Below are 21,054 nucleotides of genomic sequence, written 5' to 3' on the forward strand. Positions count from 1 at the left end.
ACGGTTCAAGTTAAAGCATCGGTCATGATAAGCGGATGGTAACCGACGTTCAAGTAGTGATAATTAAAACCAATTTTTTCTTGATGACCAAAGGTCTCAAAGTAGGTTGAATCCAAATCTAGCACCAGTTCAGTATTGGCTGATCTTTCATCAATTAAAGAGACAATACGACGATTTAATTCTTGTAGCTCATCAATGTCTTCGTTCGTGAGATGTGATAGAAATCTGGAAATAGTTGGTTGAGATGCCATGTTTTGCGCATAAACAAGTCGATGTTCGATATCTTGGGTCAAGTAATCTGCAACGTCGTCGTTGCGATAACCTTCGATAACTTGAATGAGCATTTGCAATAACAATTCTACCTTAGCATAGCGTGGATTTTTGCGATTATCGTTGAATTCAACGTTATTAAAGAGCCTGGAAATTACAGGCGAATTCAGAAAAATACTAAGCAGCACGTTGCCACCATCCGAGGTAATTGGTGCCCCATTGTCTGAAACTGCAACTAAATGGTTGCTAGGTAATACTTTTTGAGTCATAATTTTAGACGCTCCAATTTTTGAGTATTTGGTTTGTTTTCCACTAACAAAATATCATAAAAAAGAGCTCCTATGGTTTTCACCCAACGGGTGAAAGCGCAAAACCCGCTGAAACGGTATTAACTTGCTGTTTCAGCGGTTTTTTGTTTGTCTTGATGAATAATCCGGGTCAATAACTTTGATGCAGGTGCCACACCTTCAAATGCTGCATCACCATTTGATAACGCACCATCTGCTGACCCATTCGCATAATGAGTTACGCGTTCAAAGTATCGGGTATCTATGGCGATTACGACGTTGTAGAGGAGCTTGATGTTGTTGAATACACAGAGTCACTGCCACAAGTACATGATCCCATTGATGATTTGGATGACTTCAAAACTCGACAGGCTCAATACTTTACACCTTCCACTTTGAAGAATGGGCTAACACGTAGTCGAGAAAATATCGCTGACATTCAAGGCATTTTGTTTGACTTGGATAACGTGCCAGACCGTGACGAGTTGCAACACGATTTCTACACTCTGCTAACTAAGACGAAGTTGGAAGTTTATCTGTGGCTCACACCATCTGCAATAGCTATTGGCGGCCACGAGAACGGCCACAGGCTATTTATTCCACTTGCACAAGCAATTGACCCAAGGCTACTTGGAAAGGCCGTAGATGAGCTTACAATCGCTTTTGCAAAGGCCGGGTTTAACCTGCTCAACTATGGTGTCGATTTAACAGCTTCTAAGACGGTTTCTAGGCTTATGGGCCTACCACTTCAAAAGACAGGAACAATCGTTCCATGGGACTTGTCAGAACGATTTAAGTACAAGGTTAAGGCAGAACATCACGACTCTGGTTTTGTCCCGATTGGTTCAGATGATATGCAAGAGTTCAACGCACCAACAGTTGAAAATCTAACAAGTTTCATCAGTGGTTACGTTGACAAGCACAATATCACTTTTAACAAAGGCGAACGTGACAACAACTTGACTCGTCTAATCGGTGGGGTTGCTAAGGCATTTGCTGGTGTGGCAGATGATGACCTTATTGAGGCACTTTACAACTCAAACATCGCTCAACTACTCGACAACCCAGGTAAAGATATTACTAACAAGACACGACGATTATTGAAAGGATAGATCATGGAAAGTGAATTAGCATTACGGTCTGTCCGTGCATTCGAACAAATTCAAATTCCACATACGCTTGATGATGTATATGGTGGACGCGGGACTACTGATTTCGTGGACAGCTTGGACTGGCTCAGTTCAACAGTTAAAAATCGAACTGCTGACGGTGAGCATGGTGATATTAAGTACACTATCAACTCAGTCACGGCGTTCTCAAAGTGGTTGGTTAGTTTCGACGACTACGCAGTTAAAAATGACTGGGGATATCATTGGAACGGCAATTACTGGGAACGTATGGCTGTCAAGCAAGTCTACAACATGATCGATGTGGCTATTATGACAATCGCTGATTTGCTGCATCTTGCAATGAATAAGAAGCGTGAACTGCAGCGTGACATCAAGCCGTATCTAATTGAGCGGTCACGAGATTTTGATGACACAGTCAAGCCAAAGTACATTGCATTTAAAGGGTGGACACTCAACGTTACAACTAACGGATTTTTTCCACCAGAGAAGAGTATGAACATCATCGGAGGTTTCGACTTCGCACCTGATCCAGACAAAATCCCGGATACATGGATTGCGTATTCACAATATATTTTTGGAGATAACGCACGATTCTTTTGGGCTTGGATGGGATATGCATTTCAAAACGACATGAACTGGAAGCAAGGCGCGTTGTTCTTGCTTGACCCAATTGGCGGAACTGGTAAGACATATTTCGTGACTAAGCTCACTCAAGCTTTGTTTGGTTCACAACGAGTTGGGGCGTTCAAGTTGAAGAACATCCAAGGTGATAAGGCACGATTTGAAACAGCACGCTTCGTTGATAAGTCATTGATGGTTGATGATGATGCCAGTCGAGCACGTATTAAGGAAGACGATACATTCAAATCAGTCACCGGTGGCGGGCTTTCACCAGTTGAACGAAAAGGTATTGATGGAAGCGAATATAAAATAACAGCGAAGATGATTATCAACGTTAACGAGATGCCAATTTTCAACAATGCCGGAGCAATTAAACGTCGATTGCATATCATCAAGACGGTTGCACCTTTTGTAGATGCAGACGAAGAAGCACGCCGTGACGAGTTGTTCCCAGAAGAAAAGCTTCAAGATGAAATTCCATCTCTGGCAACGTATGCGATTGAAATGTATCAGAAGGCCAAAAAGGAAGATTGGCAAATTATTGGAAACATTGTTGACGACATCGTTGCAACTGACCCATTCGCCGAATGGTTTGGAAACTTGCAACAAGGAACATATAAAGCGTCTGAGCTATATGATAAGTTCGTCGAGTATTACGTGAGTTTGGATATTAGCAAGGACAATGATCCAATGAGCACAACCGCCTTTGACAGGAAAATGGCAAATTATGCCAACAAGAAGCGTCTAAAAGAAGGCGCCGTCTATGAAGTGAAAGGCGGATAAATCGCCGGTGTAGGGTTGTGTAGGGTTATGACGGGTTTGGGTGGTGGGTTAAACCCTTGGTATATATACCTTATGTAGGGTATGTAGGGTTATTTATTTTATTTTCCATAAATTAAAAAAGAAGTTATATATATAAGAATATATAGGACCGTACAACCCGTAATTTGTCCGTTAAGCCTTGGTGTGACTGGGTTTCTGTTTAATTTAACCCATACATAACCCAACACCATAACCCAACATCAGAGAAAAATGACTATGAACGAATTATTTACAAGCTTGGCAAACTTTCTTAAGCGTGAGTTTGGTGCGATTAACGACAAGTTGGACAGTTTGAAAGGCAACAGCGACCAAGTTGGTAGTGTGAAAATCTTTGACGCGCTGATTGAGTTGGACAATGAGTTCGCATCTGGAAACATGATGGGACAAAACGGACAACGCAAGTTCCGACCAAAGGGTTATCACGACTATCAGGACGAATTGGTTCAAGCGCTGGACGAGTTGAACGATAAGACGAAGTTGGAAATCAATCCGGATGACGCATTGGCAGTTAGTTTGGTGTTTTATCAGACGAGAGTGAAGCAAACAACGAGATCAACTAAAGACTTAGACAACATGGAAAAGCCAACACTGGACGCTATGCAGGAAGCGCTTGGCTTTGATGATGCACAAATTGTTGATAAGCGCAGCCGAAAGATGATGCATTTTACACGGGCGCTTCGAATTGAAATTTGGAGGATGTAAGGATGACTGAAAAGGCACATAAGTTTGTTGTTCGCAGTAATGAACATGATATTTCAGGCAATTATAGTTATCTTAGAGCGTTCGGCACTCATTTATATACGTTTTTCGACATAGAAGATGCGACGAAATTCGATACGCGAGAAGAGGCGCAAGGATGGGCTAATTCTCATCAGATGGTTATCGAAATTGATGAAGACGGAAACGAGGTTGAATAATGCGAGAAATTAAATTCAGAAACATACACGGGCAGCCGGAACAATACACAGGCATTAAGGATATTAACGGCGTTGAGATTTATGAAGGCGATATTATCAAGTTTCACGTAGTGATGTTGTCCCCTGATGACAAGGTTGGATATGTTAAATATTATCCAGAATACGGTTATTCAATCGTGCTAACGCTTAATCGTGTACTCAGGCAAGAATACTGGGCGTCAGGCGATAAACACACGGTTGAAGTGATTGGAAATATCCACGAAAACGAAGAACTACTACACTAACAAAACAGCCAAGGGTGAAAAGACTGTGAGCCCGTATGGAGGAAATAAGATGATTATCGTTAAGTGGCAAGAAGTGATCAATGGCAAGAAGAAGGATATTCACCAACACGTTGTGAACATGCAACTGGCCAATCAACTGCGTAACAGTAAGCGTAGCGAAGGAATTAATGCATGGATTGAGATGGAGGAGAAGTAATGACGCTGAACAATTTGAAGGACGTTTTTGAAAATCCGGATCAGCTACCGTTTTTCACGCCAATCTTGTTCAATACAATGGGCTTTTATGTGGGATATGTTCGTGTACCTGCTGACTTTCTCGTTAAGCTTGATGTAGCAACTGAACATTCATTAGTTAATTTCTCTCTAAAAGGTGTGGATTATCTAGACGAGGCATTCAATGGGTATACAGATAACGAAATTACATTTGGAAATGTAGCTAAAGATGGTTCTGTGATTTTTGGAATTGATGATAACCATATCGTAGCGAAATATTACGAAGGCATGGAACACGATACACAAGCGTTAGCGGACTTTTTGAAGAGTATATATGAGAACCGTGAATTGTTGGAGGATAAGTAATGAAAATTACAGCAGAAGTAAGTGGGCAAGATATGGCTACGGTGCTTGTGGATAATACATCGCCAGTTGGCGATACATACCATGACAAGGTAAGTAACGCCAAGTTGCTTGAAGTAACTGAAATAGTTACAAGAATGATTGACGATATTTGGTGGATTTATTACCAAAACAAGGACCGTAATGAGGCTTCCGTTAAAGAGGCTAGTGATATTGCTAAGACCGCTTTGTTGGGTGTTAAGGAAGCCCTGGAAGAATTAAGTGAGGAAGATTAATGGCACATTTGATTAGCGAGGCAATCTTGTGGATTGTAATTGGTATTTATGCATACTGGACATATAAAGCTGATAAAGCGCGACGCGAATACGAACGTAAGGCGCAACGTGCAGTAGAGGCAGTAGAAGGATGGCGTGATGTATATCTGAAGGTATATCAAATGAACGACTCGAAAGAAGATGATCATGCGTAAGTATTACTATTTCCGAGATAAGCAAGGCTACTTCAAACTCGCTTATACACCACAAGGCAATCGCGTGATTGTGCGGACGTGGAATAAGCGTCAGGCATATCGCACAAGTAGCAAGTGGCTCATCAAGCATATGGTCAGCAAGTGGTTAGTTGGGTATTACTATTGGGTAGAAGAAGGATAAACAAAAAGCGCCAGACCGAAGTCCAGCGCCATGTAAAAGAATTGGGGGTAAGTTCATTTTAACATGGTTCGGAGGACGTAGGAATGGCACTTTTACCAGCGGTGAATGAGAAGGCAACAAGAGAAGCGGTTCGAGAGTTTTTTGATAGTGAGTGGCCACGTATCGTTAACATGGCTGATATGGGATATGTTGATTTGAAGTCAGTTGAAATTTCAGACATGCCAAGTGCTCGATCATTTGGTAATGCTAACGATGAGAGGTTCACGAACCACACTGACGCTGTGTACTACTATGATGCCGTTGTCCATGCCATCAAGGTTATGACACAGCCACACAGGCACTTCATGTGGTTGCGATACGTCCGACACTTAGAATGGTTACAAGTAGAAGCACTGACTGGTTACAGCACTAGGCGTGGTCAAGAGATTATCGACGAAGCGTTTCTGTTGTTCGCTGATAAGTTTGCCGATGTTGATGATCTGCGAGTTAAGGAAAGCAGCAGTTATTAGTTGCGCAACTTATTAATTATTTATTGATTGACTATTTAACCAAGTGGATATATCATTTGTGTGTAATATATTATAGATAACCTGAGGGGGTACGATCATGGCTTTAGAAGACAAGATTGATGGCGCAAAGGATCAAGTAGCAGGTAAGGCGAAGGAAGTTGAAGGTAAGGTCCAAGGACTATTGGGTAAGGCCAAGGATGCCTTTGGAGATGTTAAGGATGCTGCAGAAGATGCAGTTGAAGACATCAAGGAAAAGTTTGATAAGTAATTTTTAATACTTCCAAATGCGTACTCGCTGTATTTGGAAGCATTCTTTTGTTCCTTTAGCTCAGTTGGTTAGAGCAGACGGCTCATAACCGTCCGGTCACTGGTTCGAGACCAGTAGGGAACATGGCATGGATTGATAGATGTTAGGCCTTTTCATCCCTATATGGCTACAACACTCACACAGATGTCTATCAATCTTTGCTTTTATAAGCCGATATGGCGGAACTGGCATACGCAGCGGACTTAAAATCCGTCCCTTAATTGGTTGTGGGTTCGAATCCCACTATCGGCATATTCACATCAGGTAGCAATCAGTTAGATTGTTACCTTTTTATTTTATTTTGACAAATTTTACGAAAAAAAGTGCGTATATGGTTCGCAAGTGCCGCATGCAAGGTGCAGGCGGTCCAAGTTATTATGATAGAGTACCAAAGTTGAAATAAAGCATACCGTGGCTCATTATATGTGAGTGCACGGTTTTTCTCTGTCATCAAAAAATTATTTGTAGGAGGTTAGCATGTTTGTTTTATTAAATTTTTTCCTCATATTTTTTTCTTTTTTTATTGGCTATATTGTGGGATATAAAGATAAATTATTTAAGAAGTAACGCTAGTATTGAAATTATGGGTAATAAAACGCGGTGCATACATATTACTAATTAAGAAAGGAGTTAGGTACATGGCTAAGATGACACGATGCAGATACGTCAGTCCAGCCGGTGTTAGATGCCACAGATTAGCAGAAGAACCAAACCACTACTGCGCTATGCACATCGAACATGAAGCAGAGTATCAGGTTAAGCGGAAGCAGTGGAACGTTAAGCACACGTCACACTACTACCACAAGTACAACAAGACACAACGTGTACGCAATGATACCAAGCGGGAACAGGATAAGTTCTACCGTACTAAGCAGTGGACGAATGGACTAAGACCAGCAGTGCTAGAGCGTGACAACTACCTGTGCCAATACTGCAAGGCGAATGGACGGATGACGCCAGGCAAGATAGTTGACCACATCATTCCTTATGAGTTCGATCCAAGCAAGCGCGATGACCTAAGCAACCTAGCAACCATCTGTGCTGCATGCCACACTAGCAAGACACGTTGGGAGCAGGAGTATTACGGTACAGGAGCAGGGAACGAATTGAAGAACGTGGCAGCAGTGCCCGACATTAAGTACTTACCAGATTTTATGGATAGCGCTAAAACGCAATGAGAGCCGTTTTAAGCGCTTTTTGTTTTGTCCGGCATAATTACTCGAACACGTTCTGAAAATTAAATGACCCCGCCCCTGGGTGTCTTAAAAGAAGAGCACACACATTGCTGTGTTCTTGTAAAAAAGTTTGATTTTGAAAAATTTTTAATAGGGGGGTACCCAGCAGTTAAGGAGGTGATGTTAGGTGCCACGAAAAAGCTATGAAAGCGAGTCTGACGCTGTTTTGTCGCCGACCCCGCCACATCACTTAGGCAAGATTGCAAGCGCCATGTGGCGAAAAATGGTGCCCGTACTTAACGCTTCAAACAAGATGGCTCCATTGGATAAGAATTTGGTTGAAATGTACGCAAGCCAATACGAGATTTATCGAAATGCCTATGAAGATATCAAAGAGAATGGTCAAGTTACCAAAGTTTATAAGACGGTGGTTAACCCAGTGACCGGTGATGTGATTGCTAACGATATGACGGGCTATAAGCGCAACCCAAGTACACAGATTTACTCGGATGCCATTAAGCAGTTGAAATCATTAGGTAGTGAGCTTGGTTTATCACCTGCCAGCCGTGCTGAACTTATGCAATTGAGTTTGGACGACGGAAAAGACAAGCCAAGTGCTACGGAACAACTGCAAGCGCTATTGAATGGAGGTGGTGATGATGAGAGTTGATATGACTCAATCACACGACGTTCTAGGTTGGTACCAGCAACTACATGGCGATTACGCAGACATCAGAACCAAGTACAAGGACGCTGGAACAAAGTACACATTCAGTGTCCTAGATGGTGATGTTCTGGCCGGCTACATGATTAAGCTTGCAGCGTTCCGGCATATTCAAGACTTGGTGCGTTCAGAAACAGATGATTCGTTTGATTACCATTACAACGTCAGGGAAGCCAACAAGATACTTCAATTTGCGAGTGTATTTCCTGATGTTGATACCGGTGAGCCAATGCCACTTATGCCGTGGGAAAAGTTTGCGCTAACTCAATTGGTTGGGTGGCGTGACCACCTTGGCAACAAACGATATACAACGGCTATTCTGTCAGTTGCGCGCGGACAAGGTAAAACTTATCTAATGGCTATTCTTATGGCCTATGACTTCATGATTGAGTCAATTGGATTGTCTAACCAAGACTATCTTGTTGCGTCTATCAACTGGAAGCAAACTGGTAAGCTGTTCGGTTACATTGGTACAGCGCTTAATAAGATGACAGCGGTTGAACCGTGGAAGTCCTTGGCTGCTGAATCAGGGCTGAAAGTTCAAAATGACCAGATTGTCATGAAAAACTTCAACAACATCATGCGTGCGATTAGTCATGAGTCAGGACAATATGACTCGTTCCACTTCAAGACAGCCGTTTTTGATGAAATTGGTGAAGTTAAGAGCCGTGAAAAGATTGCTAAGATTACTTCTGGTCAGGTCAAGGTGCCTAACAAGCAATTCATTCAAATTTCGACATCATACCCAGACCCAACGGTGCCATTTCATGACGACCAAAAGGCTGGTCAGCAAATCATGGAACAGGACTGGAACCGCGCAAATGACGACAATTTGGTGCTAGTTTGGGCGCAAGACAGCCTAAATGAGACATTTATGCCTGAAACTTGGGTGAAGTCGAACCCGTTGCTTGATTTGAAAGGTCAACATGATGTTTTGCTAAAGGGTTTGACAACTGAACGCGACACAAAGATGCTACAAGGTGATTTGCCAGCGTTCCAAACCAAAAACATGAACATGTGGCTGGCACAATCAACTGCCAGCTTCTTGAACTTGGCTGATGTTGAGAGTGCAGTCATTCCAGATTTTGATATTCGAGGACGACAAGTTTACGTTGGCTTCGACTACTCAATGATGTCCGATAATACGTCAATTGCGTTTGTTTATCCTTACGTGGATCCAGAAGGCAATGGGCGATGGCACATTGAACAACATTCCTTCATACCGTGGCATAAAGCTGGAAGTATTGAAGCCAAAGAGAAGCAAGATGGTATCAACTACAGTGAAGCTGAACGACTTGGATATGCAACTATTACTAGTCACGAACAAGGAATGATTAATGATGACGAAGTATATGCTTGGTTGCTTGATTACGTTGAACATAACGAATTGGACGTGTTGTTCTTTGGCTACGATGCAATGGGAGCCACTAACATGGTGAAGATGCTAGAAAATAATTCAGTGTTCCCACTGCAACCGATTAGGCAACGTACGGGTGAGCTGAAAGACGCCACCAAGTTCTTACAACGTATCTTTGTTGAGAATTCAGTTGACCGATTAGACGACATCACAATGGAAAAGGCGTTGCTGAATGCCGTGCTACGTGAAGACAGTGTGGGAATTCAAGTTGATAAGACAAAAGCCACGCTAAAAATTGACGTTGTGGACGCTATTATCGACGCCATGACACAAGCGATGTATCACTTTGAGGAGTTTGGAATGGTAAATGATGCCACATGGCAAGTTGAACACATGAGTGCACAGCAAGTTGCGGACTGGTTCAACAACGCAGAAAGCGGGTTACTTGATGATTACTAAGAAAATTAAAGGCTTGGCACGAGTGATTAGGGCTAGGTTGGACGTTATTTTGTTCAGCTTGGCACTAGTCGCTTTTGTTTTGACCATGTTTTTAACAATTAATGCATTTTTCGGTGGGATTTCACTGACTATTGCACTTGCTGTTGCCGGATATGGCGTCGTGCTTATCGACAATGGCACCAACACTAACAGAAAGGAGTAAAGGAGTATGGCAGTATTCAAGCCACCTAAGATTAGCAACATGTTCGCTGCTAGTTCTGACGGTGGCAGTTTAGATGACGGCATTGTCAACTTTCTAACTGGTGGTAATTCAGATTACGTGTCTGTGCGTGAAGCAATTCATAACAGTGATTTGTACTCGCTAGTTTCACAAGTCAGTGGCGACCTTGCAAGCTCACGATTAATTGCGGATGCAACACGTGCACAGGGTATTTTGAATAACCCTGATCCACGAACTAACCCGCATGCATTCTGGCAGTCATTCTTTGCTCAAATGTTGTTCAACGGTGAAGCGTTTGCTTATCGTTGGCGCAATGCTAACGGACAAGACCAACGTTGGGAACAATTACGGCCTTCGCAAGTTCAACCGTACATCACTGATGACGGTAGCGGGTTGTTATATCAAGTGTCATTCGATGAACCGATGATTGGTACGCAATTCTTTGGTCAGGGTGACATTATCCACGTTCGATTGATGAGTACAAACGGTGGTTTGACTGGTATCAGTCCACTCACGGCATTAAGCAACGAATTAAACGTAAAAAAAGAGAGCGACAAGCTCACAATTCAAGCGTTGAAGCAGTCGATTAATGCAAACGGTGTGCTGTCTATCAAGGGTGGCGGTTTGCTTGACTGGAAAACCAAGGCATCGCGTTCAAAGCAGTTCATGAGTCAATACACCGCTTCAAATGGCGGGCCAATTGTGCTTGATGATTTGGAAGAGTTTAGTCCGTTAGAAATCAAAAGCAATGTTGCAGCACTTTTGGGACAGGTCAATTGGACTTCGACCCAAATTGCCGAGGTTTATGGCGTACCAGACAGTTATTTGAACGGTACAGGAGACCAACAATCGTCACTTGACCAAATCAAAGGGCTGTATGCAAACGCGCTTAATCGCTTTATGAGTTCCGTTGTTGGTGAGTTAAACACTAAGCTTTCAGCGAACATCACGGCAGACGTGCGACCAGCTATTGACCCAATGGGTGATAACTATCTTGGTATGTTGGCAAATATTGTTAAGCAAGGTGCACTTGGCCAAAACCAATTTGAATATCTGGCGCGAAACCAAGGATATTTGCCTGATGATATGCCGGTTGCAATTATGCCTAAGCCAGTATTGAAGGGAGGTGAAAAGGAAGATGAAGACGATTAACGTCAAGGGCGCTGTCATGGATAACGATAGTGCATGGTTTTACGACTTCTTTGGCATGGACTACACAAGTCCTAAGTCAGTAGCAGACGTATTGAACGATGGTGAAGTTGATGATGTTGTGGTGAATATTTCATCGCCTGGTGGGGACGTGTTCGCAGCCAGTGAAATCTATTCAGAGTTGAAGGCATATCCAGGCAACGTCACGGTCAATGTGCAAGGACTAGCAGCTAGTGCTGCATCTGTAATTGCGATGGCCGGGGACACGGTGAATATGGCTCCAACCGCTCAACTGATGATTCACAAGGCATCAACTACCCAAGGTGGCAACTCTGATGACATGGACAGTGCATCAGCAATGCTAAACAACACTGATAAGTCAATTGCGAATGCCTATCAACTAAAGACAGGTAAGTCACAAGCTGATTTGTTGCAAATGATGTCTAACGAAACATGGCTGAATGCACAAGATGCAGTTGATCAGGGGTTCGCAGACAGTATCTTGTTTGTAGATGAAAATGCGTCACTGGTGACTAATTCACTGGAAGCTGCATTGCCACCTAAGTCAGCCATTAACAAGCTGATGAACATCATAGCTAATGAGAAGCAAAAAGAAATGAATAACAAGACTGATAGCCAGCCTGTGGACGATTTGAAAGCCCGCAAGTTGGCTATTTTGCTAGACAAATAAATTTACGAGGTAAAAAAATATGGATATTCAAGCATTAAACAACGCCTGGGTTGAAGCTGGACAACGATTGTCAGACTTGCAAAACAAGGCGGCTTTGTTGGTAAACGACGACGCAGCAGACGTTGACGCTATTAACTCAATTAAGAACGACATCGAAGTTGCAAAGGCTAAGCGTGACTTGGCGAAGGACAACTATGATCGTGCCGTTGAAGACCAAGCACATGCAGTTTTGAACGACCCAGAGGCTGGCAAGAAGCCATTGAACGACGAAGAGGTCAATATCAAGGACAAGTTTGTTAAGGACTTTGTCGGAATGATGAAGAATGACCCAAAGGTGGTCAACTTGGTTTCATCATCAACTGACGAAAATGGAAACGCAATTGGTTTGACGATTCCACAAGACATTGAGACGGCTATCAACACGTTGAAGCGTCAATATGATTCATTGGAGCAATACGTCAACGTTGAAAAGGTTGGAACGCCTAACGGTTCACGTGTATTTGAGAAGTGGTCGGACATCACGCCATTGACTAACTTGGATGCAGAAGATGGTGTAATTGCCGACAACGACGACCCTAAGCTATCAACCGTCAAGTACTTGATTAAGCGTTACGCAGGTATCACGACGGTAACTAACACGTTGTTGAAGGATACGGCAGAAAACATCTTGGCATGGTTGTCATCATGGATTGCGAAGAAGGTTGTTGTTACGCGTAACAATGCCATCATCGCTGCTATGAACGCAGCACCAACTAAGCCAACATTGGCAACGTTCGATGACATCAAGAAGATGGCGTTGACTGCTGTTGACCCAGCTATCCGTGCAACGTCATTCTTCATGACTAACACGTCTGGTATTGCTGTTTTGGCAACGGTTAAGGACGCAGACGGACGTTACTTGTTGCAACGTGATGTTACTCAACCTGAAAACTACATGATTGAGGGTAAGCAAGTAATCGAAATCGCTGACAAGTGGTTGCCTTCAAACAAGGGTGCAATGCCTTTGTACTTTGGTGACTTGAAGCAAGCTGTAACGTTGTTTGACCGTGAAAATATGTCATTGTTGTCAACCAACATCGGTGGTGGTGCCTTTGAAAAGGACTTGACGAAGCTACGTATTATTGATCGCTTTGATGTTAAGACAACCGATGCCGATGCATTTGTGGCTGGTTCATTCACGGCTATTGCTGACCAACCTGCAAAGACTGTTACAGCACCGGACGCGAGTACCAGCACGCCCAAGTAAGGTTAAGACTAAGGCGAATGAAGATTCAGTGACAGTGGAGGCTGAATAATGACTAATTTTGATATTTACAATGCAGGTGGGGCAAAGGTTGCTGACAACAAGCCATCACCGGTTACAGTTGGTGGACTAACACCTAACACGACATATACCGGTTGGAAGATTGCATACGCTGGTTCGGACGCAAAGGCGGACATTCCAGAGTTTAAGACTTTGCCACGCAAGTTGGCTTCTTTCAAGGTTGATAAGACGGAAATTTCTGGTAATGTTGGCGAAAGCGCAACGATTACGACTTCTGATTTTGCGCCTGCTGACGCAACTGACCAAACGTTGAAGTTTTTCACCGAAGATGGATCAATTGCAACGATTACTTTCGATCACGGCACCACTTACACGGTTAAGTTATTGAAGGCAGGTACAACTAAGTTGCACTTCAATGCTAATGACAATGGTGGAGCGCACGCAGAAGTAGTTGTAACCGTTACAGCACCAGCACCAGCACCAGCACCAGCACCTGAACCAAAGCCGAGTAGTCTGAAGACGAGCACGGGCGTTGATTCAGTGACAGTGGAGGCTGAATAATGACTAATTTTGATATTTACAATGCAGGTGGGGCAAAGGTTGCTGCAGGCAGAAAGAAAGCTTAATAGGCAGGTGAGTTAAATGACGGTCAATATTGAACAATTCAAGACACTAATGCGCGTTGATTTTGCTGATGATGACGCAATTATCAATGGCTACTTGTCTGCAGCTGAAAATTACATCAAGGATGCAATTGGAACGGATGGCAATTTCTATGCTCAACCTGCTGTTGTTGACCGTTACGAAACTGCTGTCTATGCCTATGCTGGCACGTTATACACGTACCGCATCAGTATGACTGAAGTCAAGGCGGTAACAATGGACGCAACTGTCAACTCAATTGTTGGTCAGTTGCGAGGTAAGTACGCGGAATGGGAGGAAGCACATGAGTCCGATTGAATATAACAAGCGGTTATCTTTCGGTACTATCTCGACAACAACAAACCCGAATACGGGTGGGCCTGTGCAAGCTTTCGTTCCAAAGTTCACTGTATGGGGTCAAATCAGGCGTCGAACTATGGCTAATAACTATTCTGTGATTGCTAATGGTTTGACCGACACACAGGACGTTGTTATTCGTCACAACAAGGCTGTTAACAACAGTTTGATAATGGTTATGGATAATGAGCGGTACGAGATTAAAAACGTCTCTCCTGACGAAACGCAGGGGTTTAATAAGCAGGATATTTTAACAGTTCAAAAAGTGAAGAAGACGGGTAAGTAGTTATGGCTGATTTGCACAACGACGATGATTTCGGAAAATTACTAGACGACTGGTTGGATAACGTTGAAGCCGTATCATCCCAACTATCACCTGAAGAACAGGCTGAAATAACCAAAGCTGGTGCTGATGTTTACGCTGACAAGTTGGAAAAGACAACGCACGAAAAGCACTACCGCGATGGTGTTGATGAAGAGTTGCACTTGGCGGATGACGTTAAGTCTCAAAACACCAACCTTGGTGGTGAGATTGACGGAAGCTCAACTGTTGGTTTTGGAGAGAAAGCATACATTGCAAGGTTCTTGAATAACGGAACCAAGTTTATGAAGGGTGATCACTTTGTTGAGAATACGCGTCAAGAATCAATTGATGACATTCTCACAGCTGAAGCGATTGCTTATAAGAAACGAATTGACGAGGCACAATCATGACACTAGCAAGTGACGTGGCAGACTTCTTACGGGAGTTGAAACTGGACTGGATAGATGCCGTCTATGCGGGTTCAATTCCGCAAGAATTAGCTGCCGAAACAGATAGTACCGTGGCATTAGTCACGGAAGTAATTGAGACACCAGATGAGTGGAACAACAACACATTTTCTGCGTTGTCTCAAACTGCACAAGTTCAAATATTTTACGCGACTAACTTCGGTGTTCCTATGCAGGATGTCGAAGTTTTTTTGATGAAAAAATTCATGTCCGCTGGTTGGACGATTGCGGTCAGCGATCCACACGACATCGACCCAGACACGAAACAAGTATTCAAGACGTTGCAGTTTGAACGAACGAAAAACATTTAAGAAAAGAGGAATTAGCTAATGGCTATGACGAAGGGTGGAACTATTGGTGTTGACCTTGTGACCGTCGCCTTGCTTGATGATGCGGGCAAGATTAAGACGGGTGCTGATGGTTTGACTACCGACGGTATTTTTGTGATTACTGATGAAGTTTTGGGTACTAACCAAGCCAACATCACGAACTTGGAAGGTTCAATCACTGAAATTTATGGAAATAACGGTGCTGTTGATTCATCAACAGGTAAGGGTAACACTTCAGTTGCCTTTGTATTTAATGCTTTGCCAACTGACGTTAAGCACAAGATTTTGGGGGACAAGTCTGATGGTAAGGGTGGCTGGTTGCCATCACAAATCAAGCCACGTGTCGCTGCGTTGATTAAGACGCACCACTTGGACGGAACAGACATGTTCATTGGGTTCGGTAACGGTAAGTTCACGATGACGGCTGCTGACTTAAAAACATCAACAAACACTGAACAACGTGTTACTGACCAAATGACTTACACGGCTTTGGATGTTCCTGCATGGAAGCAAAACCACAAGACGTATGAGGCATCAGACCAAGGCTTTACTGAAGCTGCGATGATGTCAGAAGTATTCGGTGGCTACACCGCTAGTACTGGTGCAACTACTGCATCCAAGTAATTAAAGGTTTAGCCATTTCAAATGGCAAACCTCCGCAAGGTCAGATTTGAAGTCCGGCCTTTGCATACATAGCTAAAGAAAAAGAGGTAAATAAACATGACTATGAAGCTATACATTAAGGCATTGAAGCGCAAGCCATTTGAAATCAAGGCATCAACCCGTTTGATGATGGCAGCAACGAAGATGCAATTGGATCAAGCTAACTTTGAGAAGAATTTGCAGGATAAGACTAAAGATTTGCCGGAGGCAGAAGCTGGCGCATTAGCTATGCAAGGTATGCTGGACTCAATGCAAAGTCAAATTGATTTCATCACGGACACTTTGGGATTGGATGACAACCTACAAGACAAGTTGGTTGAACTTGAACCGGCAGAAGTTTCAGAAATCACCGTATACATTACTCAACGGCTAATGGGTATGAGTGATGCAGATATTCGTTTGGCACAAGCTGAACAAGAAGCGGGTTTAGTACAAACGGAACACTAGAGCAACGTATCTATGAGTATCAAAACACGCTCGATGACATGAAACGTATGGGTAAACAGGCAATGCAAGAGTTCAATTGGACGCCTGGTGAGTTTTACGACCAAGACTATTTTGAACTCACAGATATGCTGTCAGTCGGAGATGAAACGACACGATTAGTTGACCCAAGCGCTTTGTTTTAGGGCGTAACTATTTTTGAGGAAAGGAGGAAAAATGAATGAGTGAGAAAGTAGCTGGTACACTCTCGACTAGCATTAAGCTTGATACCGCCGAAGCCGCTGCAAATGCCAAAAATTTGCGTACTGAAGTGCGTCAGCTTAATACGGAGTGGAAAGCACAAGAAGCTGTCTTAAAGTCCACAGGGGACAATTTGGGGGCTGCTGAAGCTAAGATGAATGGTCTTACACAGACCGCTGAAAAGCAAAAGCAATACATCAACGCTTTGAAGATGGAACAGCAGTCATATAATGACGGCACTGAAAATGGTGCTAAGAAAATGGCTGAACTTCAATCTCAAATCGAACAAGCCACTGCCAAGTACAACAAACAACAGCAACAATTGGCTAAAACTAAGGAAGCCGTTGATTATTACAAGTCTGGTTTGTCTGAACTCAATAACGAGATGAAGCAAAACGAGCAAGTAGCTAACAGTCGTATTTCACGATTGGAAGCAGAAGGAAAATCAACAGAAGCTGCCGAAGAAAAGGCAAAGTTATTGCGGTCACAAGTCGATAACTTATCGGAAGCATACGAGAAACAAGTTGCTCAACTAAGCAAGTTAGAACAAGCCGACAATGTTTCGTCAGAAAGTATGACTAAGCAACGCGTTCGAGTGAATGAAGTAGCTGAATCACTAGCTAAAGCAAAATCTGAACTTACAAGTCTTGAAAAATCAGGGAAGATTGACTTGCACCTGACCGGTTTATCACGGGCCAAAGAGCAAGTCAGCGAGATTAAAGAAAAGTGGTCAGGATTAAAGACTTCAATTGCTGGTTCTGCCATTGGTAATACGGTTGCTAACATGTTCACTTCATCGTTGGCTACCATTGGCTCACACTTGCGTGAGGCAGCTTCTGCTGGCGCCGAATATGACAAAGAACAGCAAGTTATGCAAGCGACATGGAACACATTGACCGGTAGCGCATCCAAGGGTAAAGACATGGTCAAATCAGTTAATGACATGTCAACTGCTTTTGGACAATCAAGTGACCTAGTCAACGAGTTGGACCAGCAGTTCTACCACGTGTTTAATAACAAGGGCAAGACTGAAGATATGACGAAAGCCATTCTGACGATGTCTGACACGATTGGCTTGTCAGGTGAAGCAACTGAACGTTTGGGAACCAACTTCACGCACATGATGACATCTGGCCGTATGCAGTTGGGCGATTTCAACATGATTACCGACCAATTGCCTATGTACGGTGAGAAGTTGCTTGATTATGAGCGTAAAGTTCAGAACAACAGCCAATTGACAATGGCACAGTTGCGTGACCAAATGTCTGCCGGCAAGATTAGCGCACAAGATGCTGAAGCTGTCATGGAAGAACTTGGTGATAAGTATGCCAAGGCTTCTGAAAACATGATGGGTACCATGTCAGGTATGGAACGTGTGATTAGTGCGCGTGGTAAGGCTTTGGCTGGTGCTTTGATTAACCCAATTTTGCAGACTAAGAACCCGTTGTTTGAGGCTGTATCTAAGTGGGTATCAGATCAATCAACTATGAAAGAGTTCGACAAGGTTGGTGCGGCATTCAGCAAGTCGCTTGGCACAATTACTAGTGCATTTAGCAAGGTATTTGCCGGTATGTCATTCAATGACAGCGCCAATAAATTCATGGACTCAATCGCACATGGTGTTGAATCAGCGTCAAAAGTCATTGCAGTACATGCACCAGAAATTGTTGATGGTGTGAAGTCAGTTTGGAACATCATCAAGATACTTGCAGAGATTGGCGAAGGTGCATTCAAAGCCATTGTTGTTGGCGTTGAGTTACTAGCTAAGGGTGCTGCAAAGCTAATGAACGGCGGTAAGTCTGCCAAGACATTCAGTGATGCGCTAGGTGATATTGCAAAGCACAAAGAAGCATTGCAGACTATCGGAGCCGTGATTGCTGGTCTTTGGGCAACGTCAAAGATGGTTGGCTTTGCTTCAAAGTTGAATGATACACGTCATACGTTAATAGACTTTGGTGGAACAGCGTTGGACGTTGGTAAGAAGATGATATTCAAGGAAGGCGTAGTCGGTGCAACTAATCTGACTAAGTTTGGAGGCGCTTTGCGTGGGCTTGGTTCAGCGTTCGCAACTGCTGGTAAGTTCTTGTTAACTAACCCATTTGGAATTATTATCACAGCTATTACAGTACTGGGAGTTGCGCTGTTTGGACTGTACAAGCACAATGCAAAATTCCGTGAGTTTGTAAACGGTATTGCCAAGAGTATTGCTAACTTTGGTAAGTCGATTGCCAATGGTTTTGGTAGTGCCATTAAGACGGTTGAAAAATTTGGATCACAGATGCTTGCCGGTTTGAAGAAAGGCTGGAATGCATTCGTTAAGGGCGCTGAAGCCTTATTTAAGACACTTGGCAAGATTCTAATCGTTTCGATTGCGTTCCCAATCGGACTTGCAACAATCATTCTGTCACCTATCTTGAAGGTGCTTAAGAGTGTTATTGACTCAATAGGTAAGTGGTGGAGTTCAAACATTGCTAAACCGTTTGCTGAAGGTTGGAAAGAAGTTGATAAGACTGTCGCCGCTGGAGCTAATGACATCAAGGAGGTTTTGGACGTAGTTTGGAAGGCTATCACAGTCGCCTGGAAGTTCTATTGGAACGCTATTACTAGTTTCTATGGTGGTATCTGGGACGGTATCAAGAAGATTGCTGGCCCAGCTGTTGATTGGATTTCTGATAAGTTGTCGGCTGTTTGGAAAGTTATTTCTAGCGTATGGAACACTTGTTGGACTGCAATTAGCAAGTTCTGGGGTTCAATTTGGGATGGCATTCGCTCAACTGGTGAAGCAGCTTGGAATTGGGTATCTGACAAGATTGGTGGTTTCTTGAAGTCCGTCAGCGACGGCTGGAATAGCACTTGGAGTGCTGTTGGTAAGTTCTTTGGCTCAATTTGGGGCGACATCAAGTCAGACGCTAAGGCTGGATTTAATGATGTTATTGGCATCGTAAACAAAGGTATCGGTGCGATTGATGATGTTATTCATGATTTTGGCGGTGATAAGCATGCAATTAAGCTAATTCCTAAGTTTGCAGCCGGCACGCCTGGAGCGCCAAAGGGCTTGGCACTGGTTAACGATGAAAAGGCAGCTGACTACAAGGAAGCGATTATTGACAACAAGGGTGAGATGAAAATCTTGCAAGGTCGTAATCGCTTGGTTAACTTTGAAGGCGGCGAAACGGTCATTCCAGCTTCAGCCACTAAGCAGATGATGAATGCGTTCGGTATTAATGCCTACGCAGACGGTACAAGTGGCTGGTTTAGCTCAATTACTGGTTGGGTTAAGGATAAGTGGGACACACTTAAAACTGTGCTCAAAGACCCCGTCAAAGCGCTGGGTAACGTTGTAGATAAGGCTGTGAATGTATCTGGTATGAGTGATTTCGTTCAATCATTCGCACCAGGCGCAGCACATGCAGTGTTGAGTGGCATTTCTGAACCAATTAAGAAGTTGCTTAAGAGTTTGTCAGATAAACACGATACAGAAGATGGTGGTGGTCAACACGGAAACCCCGGTGGTGCTGGCGTGCAACGGTGGGCTGATTTGGTAAAGAAGGCTTTGGCCGCCAATGGTTTGTCAACTTCAAGTGATATGGTTGATAGAGTTCTTCGTCAGATGGCCACTGAATCAGGTGGAAATGAAAATATAACGCAACCAGGAATTGACCCTGATGGAGATGGTTCAGGGCCAGCCATTGGATTGATGCAGATTAAGCGCAGAACATTCGAGGCAAATGCATTCCCAGGACATGGAAATATTTTCAATGGATATGATTCATTGCTTGCTGGTTTAAATTATGCTAAGAAGCGATATGGTGACAGTTTGTCATTCTTAGGTAACGGGCATGGTTATGCTAATGGTGGGCTAATTTCACAACATGGACTGTACGAAGTAGCTGAGAGAAACATGCCAGAGATGATTATTCCATTGGATCAGGCAAAGCGAAGTCGAGCAAAGCAATTGCTTAATCAAGTAACCAATAACTTTGCAGCGACCGACCCTCATCCAACTGTTTCGGAAAATGCAACAGTTGTTGATTTGAGCGCGATTACACAACGTTTGGACGGCGTGGTTAAGTTGTTGCAAGACTTAATTCAAGCGGTGTACGGCACAGCGGTTACGCAAGGCCAGGTGTATGACATGGTAAACAACCAAACCAAGCAGTTGAACACGTTGAACCAATTCGCAAAGGGGTGATTGA

The 21,054-nt window shown here is 43.4% G+C and carries 29 protein-coding genes and 2 tRNA genes; 30 read left to right on the forward strand and 1 reads right to left on the reverse strand.

From position 1 onward, the window contains the following. Positions 1 to 5: 5 nt before the first annotated feature. Complete coding sequence (locus C6P11_RS02550; protein WP_135518322.1) at positions 6 to 539, reverse strand: transposase; 534 nt, start codon at positions 537 to 539, stop codon at positions 6 to 8. A gap of 251 nt (positions 540 to 790) precedes the next feature. On the opposite strand from C6P11_RS02550, the gene C6P11_RS02555 reads away from it, so the two are divergent. The 30 genes from C6P11_RS02555 (at position 791) to C6P11_RS02690 (ending at position 21,050) form a co-directional block, all read left to right on the forward strand. Continuing rightward, positions 791 to 1,669 carry a hypothetical protein gene (locus C6P11_RS02555; RefSeq protein WP_135518324.1) on the forward strand — a complete coding sequence of 293 codons (879 nt, stop codon included), beginning with the start codon at positions 791 to 793 and terminating at the stop codon, positions 1,667 to 1,669. Between the two features lie 3 nt (positions 1,670 to 1,672). Next, entirely contained in the window at positions 1,673 to 3,091 is a 1,419-nt protein-coding gene (locus tag C6P11_RS02560; protein ID WP_135518326.1) for a DUF5906 domain-containing protein, read from the forward strand. Positions 3,092 to 3,346: 255 nt separating this feature from the next. Next, a complete protein-coding gene (locus C6P11_RS02565) occupies positions 3,347 to 3,832 on the forward strand; it encodes a RusA family crossover junction endodeoxyribonuclease (protein WP_167849516.1) in 486 nt (161 codons plus the stop codon). Between the two features lie 2 nt (positions 3,833 to 3,834). Beyond that, a complete protein-coding gene (locus tag C6P11_RS02570) occupies positions 3,835 to 4,047 on the forward strand; it encodes a hypothetical protein (RefSeq protein WP_135518329.1) in 213 nt (70 codons plus the stop codon). Then, positions 4,047 to 4,331, forward strand: coding sequence for a YopX family protein (locus C6P11_RS02575; protein WP_135518331.1), 285 nt, complete (start codon positions 4,047 to 4,049; stop codon positions 4,329 to 4,331). Before C6P11_RS02570 ends, C6P11_RS02575 begins: the two co-directional genes overlap by 1 nt. A 49-nt stretch (positions 4,332 to 4,380) precedes the next feature. Continuing rightward, positions 4,381 to 4,527, forward strand: coding sequence for a hypothetical protein (locus C6P11_RS10915; protein WP_167849173.1), 147 nt, complete (start codon positions 4,381 to 4,383; stop codon positions 4,525 to 4,527). Continuing rightward, positions 4,527 to 4,910: a hypothetical protein gene (locus C6P11_RS02580; protein WP_135518333.1), complete on the forward strand. Its 384-nt coding sequence runs from the start codon at positions 4,527 to 4,529 to the stop codon at positions 4,908 to 4,910. The genes C6P11_RS10915 and C6P11_RS02580 overlap by 1 nt, the downstream gene beginning before the upstream one ends. Then, the gene (locus tag C6P11_RS02585; protein WP_135518335.1) at positions 4,910 to 5,182 is read left to right on the forward strand and encodes a hypothetical protein; all 273 of its coding nucleotides are present in this window, start codon (positions 4,910 to 4,912) and stop codon (positions 5,180 to 5,182) included. Before C6P11_RS02580 ends, C6P11_RS02585 begins: the two co-directional genes overlap by 1 nt. Beyond that, positions 5,182 to 5,376, forward strand: a complete 195-nt coding sequence (locus C6P11_RS02590; protein WP_135518337.1) for a hypothetical protein — start codon at positions 5,182 to 5,184, stop codon at positions 5,374 to 5,376. Before C6P11_RS02585 ends, C6P11_RS02590 begins: the two co-directional genes overlap by 1 nt. Continuing rightward, positions 5,369 to 5,557 (forward strand): hypothetical protein, encoded by a 189-nt coding sequence (locus C6P11_RS02595; RefSeq protein WP_135518339.1) that lies wholly within the window; start codon positions 5,369 to 5,371, stop codon positions 5,555 to 5,557. Before C6P11_RS02590 ends, C6P11_RS02595 begins: the two co-directional genes overlap by 8 nt. 83 nt (positions 5,558 to 5,640) lie before the next feature. Then, positions 5,641 to 6,066 (forward strand): ArpU family phage packaging/lysis transcriptional regulator, encoded by a 426-nt coding sequence (locus C6P11_RS02600; protein ID WP_135412031.1) that lies wholly within the window; start codon positions 5,641 to 5,643, stop codon positions 6,064 to 6,066. Between the two features lie 97 nt (positions 6,067 to 6,163). Next, positions 6,164 to 6,334 carry a CsbD family protein gene (locus C6P11_RS02605; protein WP_135518341.1) on the forward strand — a complete coding sequence of 57 codons (171 nt, stop codon included), beginning with the start codon at positions 6,164 to 6,166 and terminating at the stop codon, positions 6,332 to 6,334. Positions 6,335 to 6,383: 49 nt separating this feature from the next. After that, a tRNA-Ile gene (locus C6P11_RS02610) sits at positions 6,384 to 6,457 on the forward strand. Positions 6,458 to 6,543: 86 nt separating this feature from the next. After that, positions 6,544 to 6,625: transfer RNA gene (locus C6P11_RS02615), tRNA-Leu, on the forward strand. A gap of 386 nt (positions 6,626 to 7,011) precedes the next feature. Continuing rightward, positions 7,012 to 7,551, forward strand: coding sequence for an HNH endonuclease (locus C6P11_RS02620; RefSeq protein ID WP_135518343.1), 540 nt, complete (start codon positions 7,012 to 7,014; stop codon positions 7,549 to 7,551). Positions 7,552 to 7,735: 184 nt separating this feature from the next. After that, positions 7,736 to 8,218: a phage terminase small subunit P27 family gene (locus tag C6P11_RS02625; protein ID WP_135518345.1), complete on the forward strand. Its 483-nt coding sequence runs from the start codon at positions 7,736 to 7,738 to the stop codon at positions 8,216 to 8,218. Next, positions 8,208 to 10,088: a terminase large subunit gene (locus C6P11_RS02630; RefSeq protein WP_135518386.1), complete on the forward strand. Its 1,881-nt coding sequence runs from the start codon at positions 8,208 to 8,210 to the stop codon at positions 10,086 to 10,088. The genes C6P11_RS02625 and C6P11_RS02630 overlap by 11 nt, the downstream gene beginning before the upstream one ends. Then, positions 10,078 to 10,290 (forward strand): DUF1056 family protein, encoded by a 213-nt coding sequence (locus C6P11_RS02635; protein ID WP_135518347.1) that lies wholly within the window; start codon positions 10,078 to 10,080, stop codon positions 10,288 to 10,290. The genes C6P11_RS02630 and C6P11_RS02635 overlap by 11 nt, the downstream gene beginning before the upstream one ends. 6 nt (positions 10,291 to 10,296) lie before the next feature. Beyond that, on the forward strand, positions 10,297 to 11,460 hold the full coding sequence (locus C6P11_RS02640) for a phage portal protein (protein WP_135518349.1): 1,164 nt from the start codon (positions 10,297 to 10,299) through the stop codon (positions 11,458 to 11,460). Continuing rightward, on the forward strand, positions 11,447 to 12,148 hold the full coding sequence (locus C6P11_RS02645) for a head maturation protease, ClpP-related (protein ID WP_135518351.1): 702 nt from the start codon (positions 11,447 to 11,449) through the stop codon (positions 12,146 to 12,148). Before C6P11_RS02640 ends, C6P11_RS02645 begins: the two co-directional genes overlap by 14 nt. A gap of 19 nt (positions 12,149 to 12,167) precedes the next feature. Continuing rightward, entirely contained in the window at positions 12,168 to 13,394 is a 1,227-nt protein-coding gene (locus C6P11_RS02650) for a phage major capsid protein (protein WP_135518353.1), read from the forward strand. A gap of 48 nt (positions 13,395 to 13,442) precedes the next feature. Beyond that, positions 13,443 to 13,973, forward strand: coding sequence for an Ig-like domain-containing protein (locus C6P11_RS02655; RefSeq protein WP_135518355.1), 531 nt, complete (start codon positions 13,443 to 13,445; stop codon positions 13,971 to 13,973). Between the two features lie 81 nt (positions 13,974 to 14,054). Then, positions 14,055 to 14,372 (forward strand): head-tail connector protein, encoded by a 318-nt coding sequence (locus tag C6P11_RS02660; RefSeq protein ID WP_043941474.1) that lies wholly within the window; start codon positions 14,055 to 14,057, stop codon positions 14,370 to 14,372. Further along, positions 14,359 to 14,697: a phage head closure protein gene (locus C6P11_RS02665; RefSeq protein ID WP_135518357.1), complete on the forward strand. Its 339-nt coding sequence runs from the start codon at positions 14,359 to 14,361 to the stop codon at positions 14,695 to 14,697. The genes C6P11_RS02660 and C6P11_RS02665 overlap by 14 nt, the downstream gene beginning before the upstream one ends. 2 nt (positions 14,698 to 14,699) lie before the next feature. Next, positions 14,700 to 15,125 (forward strand): HK97-gp10 family putative phage morphogenesis protein, encoded by a 426-nt coding sequence (locus C6P11_RS02670; RefSeq protein ID WP_135518359.1) that lies wholly within the window; start codon positions 14,700 to 14,702, stop codon positions 15,123 to 15,125. After that, positions 15,122 to 15,493 (forward strand): DUF806 family protein, encoded by a 372-nt coding sequence (locus C6P11_RS02675; protein ID WP_135518361.1) that lies wholly within the window; start codon positions 15,122 to 15,124, stop codon positions 15,491 to 15,493. The genes C6P11_RS02670 and C6P11_RS02675 overlap by 4 nt, the downstream gene beginning before the upstream one ends. 18 nt (positions 15,494 to 15,511) lie before the next feature. Further along, positions 15,512 to 16,135, forward strand: coding sequence for a phage tail protein (locus C6P11_RS02680; protein WP_245299741.1), 624 nt, complete (start codon positions 15,512 to 15,514; stop codon positions 16,133 to 16,135). Between the two features lie 96 nt (positions 16,136 to 16,231). Continuing rightward, positions 16,232 to 16,621: a phage tail tube assembly chaperone gene (locus tag C6P11_RS02685; RefSeq protein ID WP_135518363.1), complete on the forward strand. Its 390-nt coding sequence runs from the start codon at positions 16,232 to 16,234 to the stop codon at positions 16,619 to 16,621. A gap of 47 nt (positions 16,622 to 16,668) precedes the next feature. Continuing rightward, entirely contained in the window at positions 16,669 to 16,803 is a 135-nt protein-coding gene (locus tag C6P11_RS11375; protein WP_280950185.1) for a hypothetical protein, read from the forward strand. Between the two features lie 35 nt (positions 16,804 to 16,838). Next, positions 16,839 to 21,050, forward strand: a complete 4,212-nt coding sequence (locus C6P11_RS02690) for a tape measure protein (protein WP_135518365.1) — start codon at positions 16,839 to 16,841, stop codon at positions 21,048 to 21,050. Positions 21,051 to 21,054 lie beyond the last annotated feature (4 nt).

This window comes from Weissella confusa (assembly GCF_004766315.1).
Lineage (GTDB): Bacteria > Bacillota > Bacilli > Lactobacillales > Lactobacillaceae > Weissella > Weissella confusa_A.